Genomic DNA, 17,695 nt, shown 5'->3' with positions numbered 1-17,695 from the left:
GGATGAATCCTTTCTATGGCTAATTTAAATTATATTTCACAGAACAATGAAGTCGAGATTTTCCTGGCAGCAGCAAATAACCGCTTACCGGTTTTATTAAAAGGGCCTACTGGCTGTGGCAAAACCCGCTTTGTTCAATATATGGCGGAACAACTAGAACGACCGTTATATACCATCGCCTGTCATGATGACTTGTCAGCAACAGACCTGGTAGGACGTCACTTGATCGATGGCAGTGGCACATATTGGCAGGATGGGCCGCTAACCAGAGCTGTACGGGAAGGCGCTATTTGTTATCTTGATGAAGTAGTAGAAGCACGTAAAGATACTACCGTTGTACTGCATCCACTCTCTGATCATCGCCGCGAACTACCATTGGAACGCACAGGAGAATTAATCCAGGCACATCCCAACTTCATGTTAGTCATGTCTTATAACCCGGGTTATCAGAATGCCATGAAAGGCTTAAAACCCAGTACCCGACAACGATTTGTATCTCTAAGCTTTGATTATCCCCAAACAGATCATGAAATCGTTATCTTGTGTCAGGAAACGGGCATAGAAAAGCAGACCGCTTCACTTTTAATTAGTCTCGCACAAGATTTGCGGCGCTTACAGGAACACGATCTGGAAGAAGCTCCCTCAACCCGTCTCTTGGTTTATTGTGCAATTATGATTAAATCCGGTGTGGATCCGAAACAGGCCTGTTATTCCTGCCTGGCAGAACCTTTATCCGATGACGCCGAAACACTGAAAACTATTTCGCGCATAATTGATAATTATTTCTAAATAACCAGAGCTTCACTATGACTTCACTTTCTGATAAGCGACCTGGCCTATTCCGACGTTTATCTCCGTTTTTCAGCAATTCCTGCTGCCAGACAGGAATAAATTTCTGGCAAAAATCATCGACTTCACAGAAAATTTCAACTAACTTGTCCATGCCTGCTTGCCTTTGTGATCAAATTATTCTTGCTCGAAAGATCTGATCCGTAAGCAGGCACTTAGTTCATTTTCTTATCCCGAGTTCAGGTTTGTTAGCCATTGAATAATGAAAAAACCCCACTATTCATGAAGTTTGTTCCTTTTTCTGTATGAAGCCAAAACAAACCAGCTAAATTCAACAAAACAGTTAACCAATAAATATTTATCAATTGCATAAGCGATAAATGCAAATAGACTCATCATTAGATACCGACAATAACTAAAGGCAACTTCAGTTGACAAACTCCAGCACAGTGAAAGTTTGGTATTGGGTGTATCGCATTATTATAAGTTCTCCCGACTTCCCAACCACTTTCTTAAAATTACAACAAGTGTAGGCTAGAAAAAAGTGTTTATTAGATCATGAAGGCTTGCCGACCAGCGCATATAGCCAAGCGATCCCAAATCGTCGTGTAAATCTAAAATCTCCATTGTAATTGCCACAAAGAACACTGGAAACAAAGCTAATACATCGAACCGCCCGCGCCGCCACAGTACTACAGCCAGGAAGAACACCAGCAAACCTACATGTATATGAATGGCATCTTTGGAAAGGCCCAGGACGTCAAGAATAGTTAGCTTCAGATTCTGATATGCGGAAGTTTCCATTCTTTCCACCTATTTTTAACAGCATGATAGTAAGACCGTTGGTCCCACAATATTTATTAATGGTCGGCTTTTCATTTTTGACCTTTTCATTTCTTACTCAAAAAATCATTCAGAGCGTATCCAAATCAAACTTCATGCTCAGCCAGCCATCATCAACTTTAGTGGAAAAATTGTCAGTGGTTTGCAGTTGGTCATCGTTTAATTCAGCGCTTTGCTTGATGAAAGCCACAACAGTTTGCTGTCTCTGCTCTGCCAGTGACTGCAACTGATCAACAGTGACCGGTTCGGCTTCGATTAGCCGTTCCTTTAATGCTGCGTTATACGCCAGCATGTCCCGTTGAGGTTCTGTCTGCTCCTCGCCTTCAGCGCTTGCTGAAAATTCTTGTTGCAGGGTTTGCAAGTCAGGGCTCAGACCGGCTTGACGATATAAGTCTTCCAGCACTTGCTGACGTTTTTCATCGCGTTGTTGGGTGGATTCTGTATCATCTAAACGGCTTTCGATTCGTGTTTCCACCGCCGTGACTCGTAACCTCTGCCCGTCGGCAGCTTTATCAAACGGGGCCGGTATTTGCAGTGTCAGTTGTGGGCGTTGTGATAAGGCTTCAACTAACTTATGCAGCTTTTCCTGCTCGGGTGGCGCCAGATCAGCTCGTCCTGCACGAAACCGAATCTCGTCTATGGCTTCATCGTCATTACCAAGACCTATCAGGCTGCCGAGAAAGCGGAAAGGTGCCGTCACAATATTCTTTAGTGCATTACCTATAGCCCCACGAATCACAGGACCCATCGCGAATTGTGGGTCGTTTACATTGCCACTCACGGGTATATTGAGTTCGATTACACCATCGCTGTTTTTGAGTAATCCCACGGTCAGATCCAATGGCAAATCCATTGCATCTGGTGATTCAACACGTTCGCCTAAACGGATATCGCGGATCACAATATTGTTTGATGCCGTTAACTCGCTTTCAACAATCTCGTAACTCAGATCAATATCGCCTTTTCCTTCAGCAATTCGTCGTCCGGCAAATTTGACGGTGTAAGGACTCATGGCTGGCAGATCCAGATTGCTGAACGCCAGGTTGATTACCGTTTGATCTGTGACATTCCGTGGATTTATCGCACCCTCTATGACCACCATGCCATATTCATCGACTTGCCCTTCCAGAGCAATATCTACTGGTTGTTTCGAGCGGGTCGAAAAGCCACTTATTTCACCGTTCAAATTCTGCATCTGGGCATCAAAAACAATTGGCAGATTCTGATCGGTAAAGCGCGAACTGGCGTTGTTAATCTTGACCCGTCCCAACGCAAATTCATAACCCGTTGCGTCACCCGCCCCCCTCATATCCGCATCAATATTTTCTGTTTTCGGTGGATCTTTCATCAATAAAGCCAGATTGGTCTCGCCGTTTTCATTAATTAATACCCGACTGTAAAGCGCATCGATAACGATTTCTGAAATAGCCGTACGCTGCCCGGCGAGTGAAAAATCAAAACTGTTCACGGCTAACGTGTCGATGCCTAACAACTTTTCTTCAAGCAGCTGGTTATCTAGCTGCAAAGTGGAAAGCGTCAGGTTGCCCTGTATGCCTAACGGCTCTTGCTGATCAATGGTGAAGCTGGCGATAGAATCAATTTTGCCACTGACCATTTCAATATAGGCAAATTCACTTAAATAGGGCTGAACCGGTAATAGTGACATTTGCTCAATATCTGTATCGACCTGAACAGCTAATGCAGGAAATAGCTGTAACAGCCCTTGTACAGTAATAACCCCACCTGACGCCAGGCTGATATTCGTCTTAAAAGGCATCTGTTGATCATCTGACAGACTGAAATCCTGCATCTCTGCAGATAACATCAAGGTGAGATTGGCCGGTATGGCGGGTGTTTGGTCTTCTAAAGTCAGTTCAGTATTAACCACTTCAATATTGGCAATATTCAGTTGCAGCTGCTGCACTTCACCCTCTATCGGCTCGCCATCAGTATTGCCACTGAGCAATGGCTCAAACAGTTGCAGCCAATTGAGTTCTCCCACACTATTTTGTGATGCTGCCAGCTTAAAGTCATTAAGCACCACATCACCAATGCTGAGCTGATTATCCGGAAAAATAAAATAACCATTTTTAGCCTTCAGTACTCCGCTTTGTAATAAAGCCGCGGATTCACCCGGTTGATGAAGGCTGAATCCGGACAGATCCAGAGTGATTTCACTCAGTTCTACATTTGCGGTATCGACCAGATCAATATCATAAGCAAACGCTAAACCCAGTCTGCCTTGTTTCAGTTCAAACGGCAGCTGAGCCTGCAGATACCGATAAGGTGTCTGCAGACTGAAGTTTTGCAGGTTAACCTGACCGGAAAACTGCAATGGAGAGAACACTATATTGCCATTTAAGCTCAGCCTGCTGTCATTTTCCAGCGCAATCACCAGATCCTTGCTCGCCATTTGTCCGGCTGCTGTTGAAAAATGATCCAGATGAATATCAATTGGCTTCAATATTGTTTCAAAACGGGTCGCTGGCACATCATCACGATAGGTAATTTCACCATTGCTATAATTGAACTCACCGATTTCCAGCACGAAAAGAGGTTCATCCTGCCTGCTGGCCTCTTCCTGCTCCATATTTTCTACAACCACCTCATCTTTAGTAGTCGCCTTCCAACGGTCGGTTAATCGGGTCAGTGTATTGTCGCTTGTCGAGTAACGTCGGAAATGCAGTTCTGGTGCATCAAAAGTGATTTCGTCAATTCGTAGCTTAAGTTGCAACAGTTGGAGTGGCTGCAGATTGAGATAGAGCCGGTCCCATGCCGCCAGTGGCTCATCCTGTTCATTAGCCAAATGTAGCATGTCGATCGTCACTTCAAACGTATAAGGATTGAAATGTATTTTTTCGACCGTGGCTTCAATGCCCAGCCGTTTATTCAATGTTTTCAGCAATTGGCGTTCGGTCAGCCAAGGCAGGAGAAAAAAGCCTATCAAGGTATATAGCAGCAGAATACCGGCAACCCAGATCAATAAACGTCGGTATTCGGGAAAGGTGTTTTTGACAGATTTCATAGTTGATGGATTGTCTCAGATCAAGAGATAAATCAGTGTACCTAAATAATGTGGCTGAGCGTAACGAAAAGGCTGAAATTGATCGTTGTATTCAACTTGATAGCTTTTTAACTTGCCAAAAATATGCTGGGGAAGATCCGTGTCGAGTAAGAAGGTTAATCGAAAAGCCGTCATCTTATGCAGCACCTTTCAGGATGGCTTTATACAACTAAACCTGTCTTAACTTTTTGCTGGCGATCAGAAAGCAATGTTGGCTACCAGCGGTAAATGATCTGACGCCTGTTTTGCCAATACAGATTTATGCACTGATAGCTTAATTTGGCATCGTTGCGGTGCAATCCAAATTCGATCCAGAGCAAAAAGTGGCCAGCGAGCCGGAAAAGTAGCCAAATGTGGTGGCGTACTGAAATGTCTGTGCAACCAACGCAATGGGCGTCCCCATAACAACCACTCATTCACATCACCCAGTAAACAGCTGATATCGGCTTCCTGTTGTGATTTAACATCGAGTAACTGCTTCACCTGCCAGCGTCGCTCTGCCGACTTCAACCCTAAATGGGTTGTAATTACCTGCAGTTCATAGCCGGCGACATCAAAAGTCGCTTCGATAGCTCCTCGCGGCTCGAAACCAGCAACACTTAAATCAATATGTTTGAAGGACTTTAATGGTAATTTTGTTAGCAGGGCATTGCCATAATGACGGGTTTCCCGAAACAATGTCGGACCGGCAATAGCTTCATGCCCCGTCTGATAGGCCAGATACTCCAGTAAGTCCAGCTCATCAATCGAATGGTGTTCGACTTCCTGTAAAGCAATAATATCGGCATCGATTTCTTTTAAAACGGCAGCGATACGGGCAGGATCAAATTGTCCATCCCCCCCTATGCAGGCATGAATATTATAAGTAGCGATCTTGAGGGTAATTGGTTGTTTTATTTGGGTCACGTGTCTGTCGAAATTCTGTTCAGCCATCTTTTGACACCGTACATCAAGCTACCAATCCCTAAAACCACCAATACAAAAATAGTAATCTCTAATGGTTCGGGCTGTTGAACGACACGTAACAGCGAATTCGCAAAAACGGTTATTGCTAAAATCCCCGGTAACATTCCCAGCAGGGTTCCCCAGATAAAGTCTCTTAATTTGATATGAGAAGCGCCAGCGACCAGGTTTATCAACACAAAGGGTGCGACGGGAATAATCCGAACCGTAATAACGGCCATCACACCATGATTGGCCAAACGTTTGGACAATCGGTTTAATTTTGATCCGGCCATTTGCGACACGCTTCTCCGACCCAGCCACTCACCAACGATATATCCCAAAATCGCACTCAGCATTGACCCCAGAATAGCGTAGAGACTACCCGGCCATGCACCAAAACTTATCGCAACGGCCACGACCAGTAAGGTCAGCGGTATGGCGAGCAAACCCGCAACAGCAAAACCGGTAATAACAATAAGGGGAGTAAAAGGATAGTCGTTGAGGGTCTCGATCAGTTGTTGAAGATTTTCAGCTGTTAACCAGTCATTTAGTGGTGTCCACTTCCATAAAGCCGTCATTGCAATGACGGCCAATAATACTAATGCAGCGATAATGATCTGTTTTTTTGGAGATTTTGGCTCATCAATTGGTACCAGCTTCCGGCTCATTTCAACCGAGTCTACCGGGCGTTCAGGATCAATATAATCAGCTGTGGGGGTTAATTCATCGATGCTTTCGTCAATTTCACAATCCAACCTTCTCAAGGTCCGTGGAAACTGTTCACGAGCATTAATCAACGAGATCAGCGAATCATGCTCTGCTAGCATTTCCTCAAGTTCATTCGCTGAAACATCAAGATGCTCACTCAGCAATCTATGGCGAAAAGCTTTTATCGCATCAGACTGTTCTGCATTTTCTGCTTCAATCGCCAAGTCACATTCACTATCAAGCCCCATCGAGCGATTACTTAAATTTGCTGAGCCCACTCGCAAAAACACATCATCAACAATCATCATCTTGCTATGCAGGCTGATGTAAATATCGCCTAATGCCTCGTGATGCGGGTAACAGATCCGCAAACGATCATATTTATCGGCATCACACAGCTTTCGGCTGACTCTTGCACGCAACACATCCATTGTGTGCTGTTCAAGCCAGCCACCGGTCATTCTGGGACAGATAATTACCACCTCCGGACCATCTTGCTCCTTAAGTCGCTGGGCTAAAACCTCCGCCAATTTCCAGGAGGTAAAATACTGATTTTCTATGTAGATAAGTTTTTGGGCCGCCGCAATGGCATCCAGGTAAAGAATTTCAACTTCGGTAATTTCCCTGTTCCCCTTAAATTCCGGCTGGGTTCGGGCAATAGCAATATTGACCTGTCGAAAATCAACGTTGATATCGTCAGGCCAAATATCATCCTGATTTGGGGAGGGGGGATCGAGATGCTGACCTGTTGCTTTTTGCCAACGTTGCCGCGCCAATTCTGCCAGGCTCTTTGCCGCTTCTCCATCAACCATCATCTGCATATCATGAAAAGGGGGATAGAGCTCATTATCAGGATCAATACGACGCTGATCGTCCGGTGCATGTTCACTGCTGTCCCAGCGATGTTTACCCGGATCAATACCACCACAGAAAGCGATTTTATCATCGATAACAACCACTTTCTGGTGCTGAGAACTACCAAATGGGCACTCACCATCAAGCTGATAATGTAATCGGGGCTGCTTTTTCCAACTGGGGCGAAACAGGGGTAGCCATTCCCGCTCCAGCGTATAGAGCATTGCCCAGTCCCAGTTGAGGATATAAATATTTAGCTCCGGCTTCTGCTTGAGAACGGCATTAATCAACTCTCCTAATTCCGCAGGCAAATCCGTATGGGTTTCCCCTCGCACCAGTCTCAGTCGGCTGTCAATATCCCAGGCAAGAATATAAACGGCAGATTGTGCTTGTGAAATTGCAGTCTGCAGGGTACGAAAGTAATTTTTTCCATCCACCAACAAGGAGGCTCTGTCAGCCTGAACATAACGCCAACAGTTTTCTTCCGGACGGATAATTTTTTTATCATGCATATTCAGAATGAGCTCCCTGCAATGATTCATTACCCGTCAAGCCTAGCACAGCAATGCTTGAAACAAATTTACTCAGGTTAACCACAAAAGTGGTTATCACATCAGATTCATCAATAATCTGTTCAAAGATCAACTGAAATACTTCATGAGAATAGTAATTAACATGAATATCGGCAGGAAACGGCCAACCAGATATATTCGCCATTCCCACCAATGTGAATACGTCCCCAAAACCGAATGAATTTTGGCCGGAGGTATGAACCAGCAAAACAATGCAGCGCCGATGATGCCAGACAGAATAATAATATTGCCCCCGGCAATCCTATCCACCATGTCGAGCACCGGTTCACCCGCTATCTGTAAATTCATTGGGGTAAAACTCAGAGCGGAGGCCGAGCCAAAAATCAACATAACCAACGCCACCAGCATAACCGCTTTAAAATTAGTGATGCCGAACTCCTCGGCAAAAGCGGATACAATGACCTTTAATCCTGCCAGCGTGGAGGTGAAGGCAGCGGCGAAAAACAAGACAAAAAAAACAATGCCAATGAACCAACCCGCTGACATTTCTGCAAACACTTTAGGCATTGTTGCAAAAGCCAATTGGGTACCTTCTTCTGGAGACAAGCCCTGACTGAACACAAATGGAAAGATCATCCATGCGGCAAGCAAGGCAATTGAAGTCTGAAATACCGCGACGATAATACACGCTCTGGGAAGGTTGGTTTTTCGCGGAATATAACTTCCGTAGGTGATTAGATAGCCTTGGCCAATTGCCAGCGTATAAAAAGCCTGGCCGAAGGCAAAAACCCATAATTCACCACTGGTCATTTTGGTCCAGTCAAATTTGAAGAAAAAATTAATGGTTTGTTCCCAGCCGGAAGTTTTACTGGCCATTACCACTAAAAAAACCATTACCGCCAGTAGCACCGGCATCAGCAATTTTGACAATCGCTCAATTGATTTCAGGCCGTTAATCAGGACGATAGAGGCCAATCCGATTATGACCAGAAAATACCAGAAACTGTTATAGCCCTCGGTAAACTGCTCAAATACTCTTAACTCTCCTCGGCTGGCATCAATGGCATAGCCCAGGGTCCAACCGGTAATAACTAAATAATAGCTGGTAATAGCAATCGTAATGGTCACAACCAACCAGCCGTAATAGCTTCCCAGACGATTGACTTGTCTGAATGTGGCAACGGTATTCCCATGGGTAAGACGTCCGGCTGCTACTTCAAGCATCATAATGGGTAACACAACGATAAATAACGCCAGTAAATAAGCGATGACAAAGACGCCACCACCATTTTCGCCCACAATATAAGGAAACCGCCATAGATTACCTAGCCCAACAGCTGCTGCTGCCATCGATGCTATAAAGGCCGGTTCAGAGCTCCATTGTTTTCTCGATTGAATGATAAAACTTTGGTCTGGCATAAAAATCTTCCGTTTCAAACATCAGAGTTAAACGGTTTAAAGTTAGTTGAAAACAGAATTACTGGGGAATAACGCGATAGTAACCACTTTTCCCACATATCAATAAGGCCGGAGTTCTAGCGGGTAACATTTCTTCAGCACTTTCGACCGCCTGAACAATTGCTATTTTGTTGCCCGCGGGTTTATCCAGAATATATTCAACGTTCAGCTCGGATTTCAGCTTTTATCAAAAGTCAGTTCTGCACCCAACATACCGTACCACCGATCACTGTTCGCTAGCGATGATGTTTAGCACCTGAGCATTTCTCTCTGATCTTCCGTGATGAGCCGATGCGCAGCCATCTTCAACCGCCATGATCTTGCCAAAATCAGATCAACTGATCTTTACTATCATAAGGTTTTTGATTGTCATGAGAAAATGCAACTGAGGTCAACTTACTTTATCTTGAAACAAGCTCCATTCATGCTGTAATTGGTATTCATGGCACCAGTTCAAAACGTTTTCGGCTGGCATAGGACGAGCAATCTGATAGCCTTGCGCAAGATCACAGCCCATCGATAACAACATCAAACCATGCTCAACTGTTTCGACACCCTCTGCAATCACTTGCCGATTAAATGCCTTGGCCAGACTAATGACACCATCAACAATATTGTAATCACTGTCATCTTCCAGCATATCCCGTACAAAACTCTGGTCAATTTTAACCGAGTTAGACGCCAAATGTCGCAGATGGGTTAGCGAGGAATAACCGGTACCAAAGTCATCAAGTGCAATCAAAACACCTACCCTATGACGGCAATCATCAATAATGCGACTGAGTGTAGGCACATCACCCAATGCACTGCTCTCCAGAATTTCCAGTTGCAGTGAAGCAGGCCGTATATCGTGATAACGATTTAAAATTTGTTGTAAAGACTGAATAAAGTTTTTGGCCTGCAGGTGATTTGCTGCAATATTAACACTTACCACAATCTCCAAACCGGCCTGCTGCCAGTACTGTAACTGTTGCAGAGCTGAATCGATAACCCACAGGCCCAGCTCAAACTCCAGCTCAGAGCCTTCCACATCTGACAAAAAGTCGCCAGGGAACAACAATCCACGCTCCGGGTGGTGCCAGCGAATCAAAGCCTCTACTGCAATTATTTCGCCGGTTCGCATATTTATTTCAGGTTGATAATGCAAGACAAATTCATCGTTTAACAAAGCCTCACGTAACCGCTGTACTACATGATGCTTGTGGATAACCTGCTGGTTTAGTTCAGGATTGAACATTCTGGAAGTATTGCGCCCAGTGATCTTGGCTTGATACATTGCCTGATCAGCATGACGCAGCAAGGTATCCAAATCCACATTATCCATTGGATACAGGGCGATACCACTGGAGGCGCTGATCGTAATGCTTCGGTTATCTATCCAATAAGGCTCTGCAAGTGTCTGATGCAATCTGATGAGTAGCTGCTCACATTGCTCATAAGAATTGATATCACGAAATAAAATAGCAAACTCGTCGCCACCAAAGCGGGAAATAGTATCTTCATCCCTGACGCTGGCACGTAGCCGATCAGCCACTTCAATCAGTAATAAATCACCCACATTGTGGCCATAGGTATCATTGACCGGTTTGAAATCATCCAAATCCAGAAAACAAATCCCTAACCAGGTACCTAAACGCTGACTATGAGCCACAGCCTGACTGAATCTGTCAGCAAATAACACCCGGTTTGGCAAGTGAGTCAGCACATCGTAATGTGCCATCAGTTCGAGCTTTTCCTGCTGCGTTTTTGACTGGGTAATATCGGAAAACAAGCCTGCGTAATATTGCTTGAGGCCTTGGGGATTAGTCATCACCGTGATGGTCAGTTGCAATGCATACAAATGTCCATCTTTATGCCGATTCCAGATTTCACCTTGCCAATGTCCGTGATTTTCCAGCTTTCGCCACATTTCCTCAAAGAAAACATCATCATGTTTGCCTGATTTCATGATGGCGGGTGTATTTTGCAACGCATCCTGAGCAGTGAAGCCGGTAATTTCAGTAAAAGCCGGATTAACTTCCAAAATACGTCCCTGGGTATCGGTTACCACTATTCCCTCATGTGCCTGACTGAAAATCTGCTCAGAAAAGTGAATTTTCTGTTCTGCCAGTTTACGGCTGGTTAAGTCATATACCACCAGTAACAACTCTTTGTTCACGGTATCATCCAGTGGTGAAACTGAAAGCAATACTTCGCGTTGTACACCATCTTTACATTGGACGCTGATTTCAACGGCGTGATCAGGCAACTGCTCTGCATCATTAGTTGAATCACACCAAGTATTTATTTTCTTCAAATATTCCTGATTGATATCGGTTTTATTCCACCACAAGGCAAGGCTTGGCAAATCAGTGAGGCTATAACCATAGTGTTCTGCAAAGGCGGGATTGATAAAACTGATTTTTCTGTCCTTCCCGACCAGAATATAAGGAATGGGTGATGACTCAATTACCTGCCGAAATTTCAGATTGGCCAGAGACGCTGTAAACATAAAGCGTACAAAAGCGGTCAACAAAGCAAAAATGGCCGATGCAATGCAGAAAAGCAGAACTCGGGATTGCCAGACAGCATTATTGATGGTTTTCCAGCCACCTTCAGGTTGTCCTGTCAGCAGCCAATAGCCTTCTGGTAAGGTCAATGGCATCGTTAAGACAGGATTTTCAAACAAGGAAGCTTCACCAAAAAATACTTCGCCATCCGTCCCAAGTCCATCCTTGCCACGAATCGCTACTTCAATGGGTAAGGTATTATCGATAAGACCAGAAGCCTCAAAAAACGCCTCAACATCAATAACGGCTGAAATAATGCCCCAAAAATATTCATCTCCTTTCTCATCATTAAGATAGACAGGGATACGGGTAATCAATCCAACCCCACCCTGTTTAAGCTCAAGCGGGCCAGCCAGTACCAGTTTTCGACTCAATCTGGCACGTTCAGCCGCGTCTTTTTGTGTGGGCTCCTGAAGATAATTCAGACCGATAGCCTGTTCATTTCCTGCTATCGGGTACATATAACGAATAACCATATCGGGTGCAGCAGCAATATTTCGCAGTTGCGTGTGCTCACCAATCAAATGTTGCATGGCAATTTCAAATTGTTGCTGGGTTAAGTCAGGATTTACGGCGAATAGGCCCGGTAGGCCACGCACGATCTGAATATGGTTCTGTAAATTTGTAACCAGATTGTTATGCAACATACTCAGGTGCTGCTGAGTTTCCGCCAGCAACGCATTTTTATGCCGATCCTGAATAACATGATCAAGATAAATTGCAGCGACCAGAATCAGTAAAGCGATTATGGCAATCATGCTGTTGAAAACCGGTTTAGTTGCAACAAAGGGACGCATTTGCAATCCGTGAAATAGTCAATAAATACCACATATTACAGCTGGAACAACGTGATAAAAAAGTGATTGCCGAACGATGTGTTATGGGTCACAACCTGTTCTACCCAACAGGATTACTATTAGGCGACTTGATGCTACGGCAAAATCTTGATTTATCATACAGTTACGGTAACAATGAAACCTCGAATAAATACTGTCTTAATCCCATCAGCCAATTATGAAAATCTGAATGAATTGGTGACCGGACAAATGACCAATCAAAAACGGATGCCGGGTGCTGCAAATCGCATGGTAAAACGCAAAGCCATTCCTGCTTATATCGCTATCTTTGCTGATTTGATGACGCTATTGTTATGTTTCTTTGTGTTACTTCTATCAATGTCTGAGCTCGATGTAGTGCGGTTAAAGATGGTTGCCCAATCCATGCATAATGCTTTTGGCGTTGAGCAACCGGAAGAGCCTGACCCCATCCCAAAAGGCACATCAATCGTACAGCAAACCTTTTCACCAAATCCTTCTGATATGACTGTCATTCAGCAAGTCCAACAGGACGCTGATCCTAATAACCCCACTCTTGACACCGCTGATCTCAATTTATATATGCAAGCCAAGCAACAGCGGCAATTGATGGAAATCAAAGAAGCTTTAAAAGAACAAATTGATGAGGGATTACTACAGGTTGAAACCCGAGAGGACCGGGTGGTCATCACCATTGATGAACAAGCCTCCTTTCCTTCTGGTCTGGCCTCAATAAAACCAGCTTTTGTTCCTGTTCTGAAAACTATTGCTGATGCCCTGGCAAATATTGAAGATCCCCTGGTCGTTTCTGGGCATACTGATGATCGACCTCTGAACACATCACAATATCGTTCCAACTGGGAGTTATCCGGTTCACGGGCCACTTCTGTTGTGCATGAACTGCTTCGCTATCCAGAATATCAAGCCGAACGTTTTCGTGTTGAAGGCTATGCTGATACTCGTCCGCTCACAGAAAATGATACTGAATCAGGTCGAGCACGCAACCGAAGGGTGGAAATAGCTGTCCTCACTCAATAAGGGCTGTGATGCCTTGATTATTTATGGTAAAACCAAGCGACGACGCAATGATTGCTCCGCCATCCCAGAGGACCTAGGAACACTCCATGAAAACATCTGATCTACTGGTTAAAGCGTTAGAAAACGAAGGGGTCGAATATATTTTTGGTATCCCCGGTGAAGAAAATCTCGATTTCCTTGATTCATTACAACACTCCTCCATCAAACTGATTATTACCCGGCATGAACAAGGCGCAGGCTTTATGGCGGCTAATTATGGACGGTTAACCGGCAAACCCGGTGTATGTTTGTCAACCCTGGGGCCTGGCGCGACCAATCTCATCACCCCCGCGGCTTATGCCCAGCTGGGGGGCATGCCAATGTTGATCATTACCGGCCAAAAACCGATAAAGGCCAGTAAACAGGCACTATTTCAAATTGTCGATATTGTTAATATGATGCGGCCCATCACCAAGTTCACCAAGCAGGTGGTACATGGTAATACGATTGGCGCCGTGGTTCGGGAAGCCTGTCGTCTGGCGGTCCAGGAACGCCCTGGTGCGGTGCATATTGAGTTACCTGAAGATATTGCTGCTGAGGAAGTTCAGGACAGAATTTATGTGGTGGAAAACATTCGCCGACCGGATGCAGATAACACGGCGATAAAAGATGCGCTGGAAATGATTCGCAAAGCTAATATGCCACTGTTATTGATTGGTGCCGGAGCAAATCGGAAACGTGCAAGCAAAGCGTTAACCCGATTTGTTGAAAAAACCGGGATTCCGTTTTTTAATACTCAGCTCGGTAAAGGCGTTATTGATGAGCGTCATGATAGTTATCTCGGTACAGCAGCATTGTCCGAGTCAGACTATCTGCACTGTGCCATCGAACGAGCGGATCTGATTATCAATGTCGGCCATGATGTCGTAGAAAAGCCGCCCTTCTTTATGAATGATGGTGGGGCACCGGTTATTCATATCAATTTCCAGCCAGCGGAAGTCGATCCGGTGTATTTCCCACAACTGGATGTCATCGGTGATCTTGCCACGTCAATTAATCGTTTATCTGATGCCTTGTCACCACAGTCAAACTGGGATTTTTCGTATTTCTATCGCGTTAAGCAGGAGGTTCAGCAACGTCTGGGGCTCTATAGCGATGATGATCGCTTTCCAATTTTACCGCAGAGCGCAGTCACCACTATTCGTGCAGCGCTGGGTGAAAAAGATATTCTGGCGCTGGACAATGGGCTATACAAAATCTGGTTTGCCCGGAATTACCAATGTTATGAAAATAACACGCTGCTACTGGATAACGCGCTGGCAACAATGGGGGCCGGCTTACCCACAGCAATGTTAGCCAAACTGATAAACCCCGATCGTAAAGTAGTTGCGGTATGTGGTGATGGCGGGTTTATGATGAATTCGCAGGAAATGGAAACCGCGGTTCGATTGAAACTGGATCTGGTGGTGATTATTCTTAATGATAACGCCTATGGCATGATCAAATGGAAACAGCAGGGCATGGGGTTTAAGGACTTTGGTTTAAGCTTTGATAACCCTGATTTTGTTAAATATGCTGACAGCTATGGTGCTATCGGCCATCGTCCCTCCAGCTACATTGAGTTTGATAAAATGCTACGTGAATCACTCAATACCCCTGGTGTTCATTTGATTGATGTTGCCATTGATTATTCTCTCAACCACTCAATACTTAATGAAGGGTTGAAACAAAAAATCTGCATTCTATAAGGAAGCTTTATGTCTAGCGCACCTCACTTCGCCCTGAATTTACCCGGCGTAGCAGCCAAACAATGGGCACAGATTGATGTGACCAATCCATATAATGATCAGCTGATCGCTACTGCTGATGTGGCAGATAGCGATGCCGTCGAAACCGCTCTGGAAACAGCGCATAGTTTATTTAATGATAGAAGCAAATGGCTTTCTGTTCCACAGCGTCTGGCTATTCTGGAAAAATCACTTGAATTAATGCAGCAACAATCTGATGAGCTGGCCAAAGGCGCTGCCGAAGAAGGTGGCAAGCCGTTGATTGACTCCAAAATCGAAATGGTACGTTGTATCGATAGTATCCGGCATTGTATGGACACCTTGCGTCATCAAACTTCGCATCCAGTTCCGATGGGCGTTAATCCGGCGTCACAGCATCGATTAACCATGCTGCACAAAGAGCCCATTGGTGTAGTGGTTGCCATCAGCGCCTTTAATCACCCGTTAAATCTGATTGCTCACCAGGTGGGACCGGCCATTGCGGCGGGATGTCCGGTAATTGTCAAACCGGCTGAAAACACTCCGTTATCCTGTTTCCGGCTGGTCGAAATCTTTCATCAGGCAGGTTTACCTGCAGAGTGGTGCCAGGCTTTACTGACAGAAAATCATCAGGTTGCGGAGCAACTTGCCACCGATCACCGGGTAGCTTTTTTAACGTTTATCGGCAGTGCCAAAGTAGGCTGGTATTTACGTTCCAAACTGTCGGCTGGAACCCGCTGTGCATTGGAACATGGTGGCGTGGCTCCGGTAATCGTCGATGAAAAAGCCGATATTGATGCAGCCATTCCTGGTTTGGCCAAAGGCAGCTTTTATCATGCCGGTCAGGTATGTGTGTCGGTTCAGCGAATTTTTGCTCATCATTCGATTGCACGTGAGCTGGCTGACAAACTGGCAGCGGCAGGCAATAAAATGCAAATTGGCGATCCATTATCGGATCAAACCGAAATCGGTCCATTAATCCGTAACAGTGAAGTGACTCGGGTGAATGACTGGGTACAGGAAGCGGTTAACCAGGGCGCAGAATTATTATCCGGTGGTGAAACGCTGGCAAATAACTGCTATGCAACAACGGTTTTATTTGACCCACCAGCAGATGACAAAGTATCGAAAAGCGAAATTTTTGGCCCGGTAGTCTGTGTCTATCCTTATGAGGATGTAGATGAAGCCATTGCCGAAGCCAATAGTCTTGATTTTGCTTTTCAGGCGTCGGTTTATAGCCATAATATTGATAACGCCATGTATGTTGCAGAAAGACTGGATGCTTCTGCTGTAATGATTAATGAACATACCGCATTCCGGGTTGACTGGATGCCATTTGCCGGTCTGAAACATTCAGGCCATGGTACCGGTGGCATTGCCTACAGCATGGAAGATATGCAGATAGATAAGATGATTGTACTCACCTCTAAAAGTATCCCTTAGGTGTGAATCCCATATTGCAGACAAAAAGAGACCGCCCGAGGGCGGTCTTAAAATTTGAGAGAGAAACTTAGGGTCTGTTAATCTTTCATAGTCGCTTCTGCTGGAGGCTATTTTTTCGGCCAACAAGGCGGAAATGATGCGATGTAGTTGTTCTACATAAGTCATTTTCCAACGCAGTGGGGCGGAAAAATAGTCCCAGCCCTACGGGTTGCGGCTGAAAATGCGCTACTCTGCGTTGCTCGTCGTTTATTTAGAACGACTACAAAAACGCCAGGAGCGTTTTTGAGCGCAAGCCCCAAAGGGGTGAGATACATGGATGTATCTCACAAACTTCACTCCTCGCGCCTTGATTGGCACATTTTCAGTCACAACAGAAGCAGCTATGAAAGATCAACAGACCCTAACATTTTGCTACTGCGTCATTGCCCGTAACATCCAGGCCGTTTTTTCATGGATCCGCATACGGTCTGATACTAATGCTAACGACGATTCATCATCTGCTGCTTCTGCCACTTTCAATACTTCACGGCAGGTTTTCACCACTAATTCGTGGTTATGCGTCAGAATTTCGGTCATTTCCATCGCATCAGGTACACCGTCCTTTTCCTTGATAGAACTTAATTCCGCAAACGCTTTATAAGTACCTGGAGCTGCGACACCCAGTGTTCTGATTCGTTCCGCAATATCATCGACGGCTGTGGCCAACTCGACGTAGTGTTCTTCAAACATCAAGTGCAGGTCACGAAAGCGTGGACCCGTGACATTCCAATGGAAATTATGGGTTTGCAAATACAAGGTATAAGTGTCTGCCAATAGCTTTTTCAAACCTTCGGCGACCTTTTCTCTGTCTTTCTTATTAATACCAATATCAATCGAACTCATACATTTACCTCCTGATAAAATTCGAAGT

11 protein-coding genes are annotated in these 17,695 nt (G+C 45.0%); 4 read left to right on the top strand and 7 right to left on the bottom strand.

The window, feature by feature from the left end; all coding sequences use genetic code 11:
• Positions 1-15: 15 nt before the first annotated feature.
• On the top strand, positions 16-789 hold the full coding sequence (locus Q7A_RS02005) for a CbbQ/NirQ/NorQ/GpvN family protein (RefSeq protein WP_014705657.1): 774 nt from the start codon (positions 16-18) through the stop codon (positions 787-789).
• Positions 790-1,323: 534 nt separating this feature from the next.
• Here Q7A_RS02005 and Q7A_RS01995 read toward each other — a convergent pair.
• The 6 genes from Q7A_RS01995 to Q7A_RS01970 all read right to left on the bottom strand — a co-directional run bounded on the left by Q7A_RS01995 (position 1,324) and on the right by Q7A_RS01970 (position 12,541).
• Positions 1,324-1,593, bottom strand: a complete 270-nt coding sequence (locus tag Q7A_RS01995; protein WP_041354824.1) for a hypothetical protein — start codon at positions 1,591-1,593, stop codon at positions 1,324-1,326.
• Between the two features lie 109 nt (positions 1,594-1,702).
• Positions 1,703-4,657, bottom strand: a complete 2,955-nt coding sequence (locus tag Q7A_RS01990) for a DUF748 domain-containing protein (RefSeq protein ID WP_014705654.1) — start codon at positions 4,655-4,657, stop codon at positions 1,703-1,705.
• 237 nt (positions 4,658-4,894) lie between these two features.
• Positions 4,895-5,629: an endonuclease/exonuclease/phosphatase family protein gene (locus Q7A_RS01985; RefSeq protein WP_014705652.1), complete on the bottom strand. Its 735-nt coding sequence runs from the start codon at positions 5,627-5,629 to the stop codon at positions 4,895-4,897.
• The gene (locus Q7A_RS01980) at positions 5,599-7,716 is read right to left on the bottom strand and encodes a VTT domain-containing protein (protein WP_014705651.1); all 2,118 of its coding nucleotides are present in this window, start codon (positions 7,714-7,716) and stop codon (positions 5,599-5,601) included. Before Q7A_RS01980 ends, Q7A_RS01985 begins: the two co-directional genes overlap by 31 nt.
• A gap of 129 nt (positions 7,717-7,845) precedes the next feature.
• Positions 7,846-9,156, bottom strand: a complete 1,311-nt coding sequence (locus Q7A_RS01975) for a sodium-dependent transporter (protein WP_014705649.1) — start codon at positions 9,154-9,156, stop codon at positions 7,846-7,848.
• Positions 9,157-9,586: 430 nt separating this feature from the next.
• Positions 9,587-12,541, bottom strand: coding sequence for a bifunctional diguanylate cyclase/phosphodiesterase (locus Q7A_RS01970; protein ID WP_014705648.1), 2,955 nt, complete (start codon positions 12,539-12,541; stop codon positions 9,587-9,589).
• A gap of 174 nt (positions 12,542-12,715) precedes the next feature.
• Here Q7A_RS01970 and Q7A_RS01965 point away from each other — a divergent pair, with 174 nt between their 5' ends.
• From Q7A_RS01965 to Q7A_RS01955, 3 genes are all read left to right on the top strand, one after another.
• Positions 12,716-13,597, top strand: a complete 882-nt coding sequence (locus tag Q7A_RS01965; protein WP_014705646.1) for a flagellar motor protein MotB — start codon at positions 12,716-12,718, stop codon at positions 13,595-13,597.
• Between the two features lie 86 nt (positions 13,598-13,683).
• A complete protein-coding gene (locus Q7A_RS01960) occupies positions 13,684-15,324 on the top strand; it encodes an acetolactate synthase large subunit (protein ID WP_014705645.1) in 1,641 nt (546 codons plus the stop codon).
• 9 nt (positions 15,325-15,333) lie between these two features.
• A complete protein-coding gene (locus Q7A_RS01955) occupies positions 15,334-16,785 on the top strand; it encodes an aldehyde dehydrogenase family protein (RefSeq protein WP_014705644.1) in 1,452 nt (483 codons plus the stop codon).
• 411 nt (positions 16,786-17,196) lie between these two features.
• Here the strand turns inward: Q7A_RS01955 and Q7A_RS01950 are convergent, their stop codons facing one another.
• Positions 17,197-17,667, bottom strand: a complete 471-nt coding sequence (locus Q7A_RS01950; RefSeq protein WP_014705643.1) for a Dps family protein — start codon at positions 17,665-17,667, stop codon at positions 17,197-17,199.
• Between the last annotated feature and the right edge of the window lie 28 nt (positions 17,668-17,695).

This window comes from Methylophaga nitratireducenticrescens, from assembly GCF_000260985.4.
In the GTDB taxonomy this organism is placed as follows: domain Bacteria; phylum Pseudomonadota; class Gammaproteobacteria; order Nitrosococcales; family Methylophagaceae; genus Methylophaga; species Methylophaga nitratireducenticrescens.
The sequence above is the reverse complement of the archived record's forward strand: the minus strand, read 5'-3'. Positions and strand labels throughout refer to the sequence as shown.

Excerpts from the sequence above, each read along its gene's own strand:
- Q7A_RS02005 (WP_014705657.1), top strand. The coding sequence starts at position 16 with ATGGCTAATTTAAATTATATTTCACAGAACAATGAAGTCGAGATTTTC.
- Q7A_RS01995 (WP_041354824.1), bottom strand. The coding sequence starts at position 1,593 with ATGGAAACTTCCGCATATCAGAATCTGAAGCTAACTATTCTTGACGTC.
- Q7A_RS01990 (WP_014705654.1), bottom strand. The coding sequence starts at position 4,657 with ATGAAATCTGTCAAAAACACCTTTCCCGAATACCGACGTTTATTGATC.
- Q7A_RS01985 (WP_014705652.1), bottom strand. The coding sequence starts at position 5,629 with ATGGCTGAACAGAATTTCGACAGACACGTGACCCAAATAAAACAACCA.
- Q7A_RS01980 (WP_014705651.1), bottom strand. The coding sequence starts at position 7,716 with ATGCATGATAAAAAAATTATCCGTCCGGAAGAAAACTGTTGGCGTTAT.
- Q7A_RS01975 (WP_014705649.1), bottom strand. The coding sequence starts at position 9,156 with ATGCCAGACCAAAGTTTTATCATTCAATCGAGAAAACAATGGAGCTCT.
- Q7A_RS01970 (WP_014705648.1), bottom strand. The coding sequence starts at position 12,541 with ATGCGTCCCTTTGTTGCAACTAAACCGGTTTTCAACAGCATGATTGCC.
- Q7A_RS01965 (WP_014705646.1), top strand. The coding sequence starts at position 12,716 with ATGAAACCTCGAATAAATACTGTCTTAATCCCATCAGCCAATTATGAA.
- Q7A_RS01960 (WP_014705645.1), top strand. The coding sequence starts at position 13,684 with ATGAAAACATCTGATCTACTGGTTAAAGCGTTAGAAAACGAAGGGGTC.
- Q7A_RS01955 (WP_014705644.1), top strand. The coding sequence starts at position 15,334 with ATGTCTAGCGCACCTCACTTCGCCCTGAATTTACCCGGCGTAGCAGCC.
- Q7A_RS01950 (WP_014705643.1), bottom strand. The coding sequence starts at position 17,667 with ATGAGTTCGATTGATATTGGTATTAATAAGAAAGACAGAGAAAAGGTC.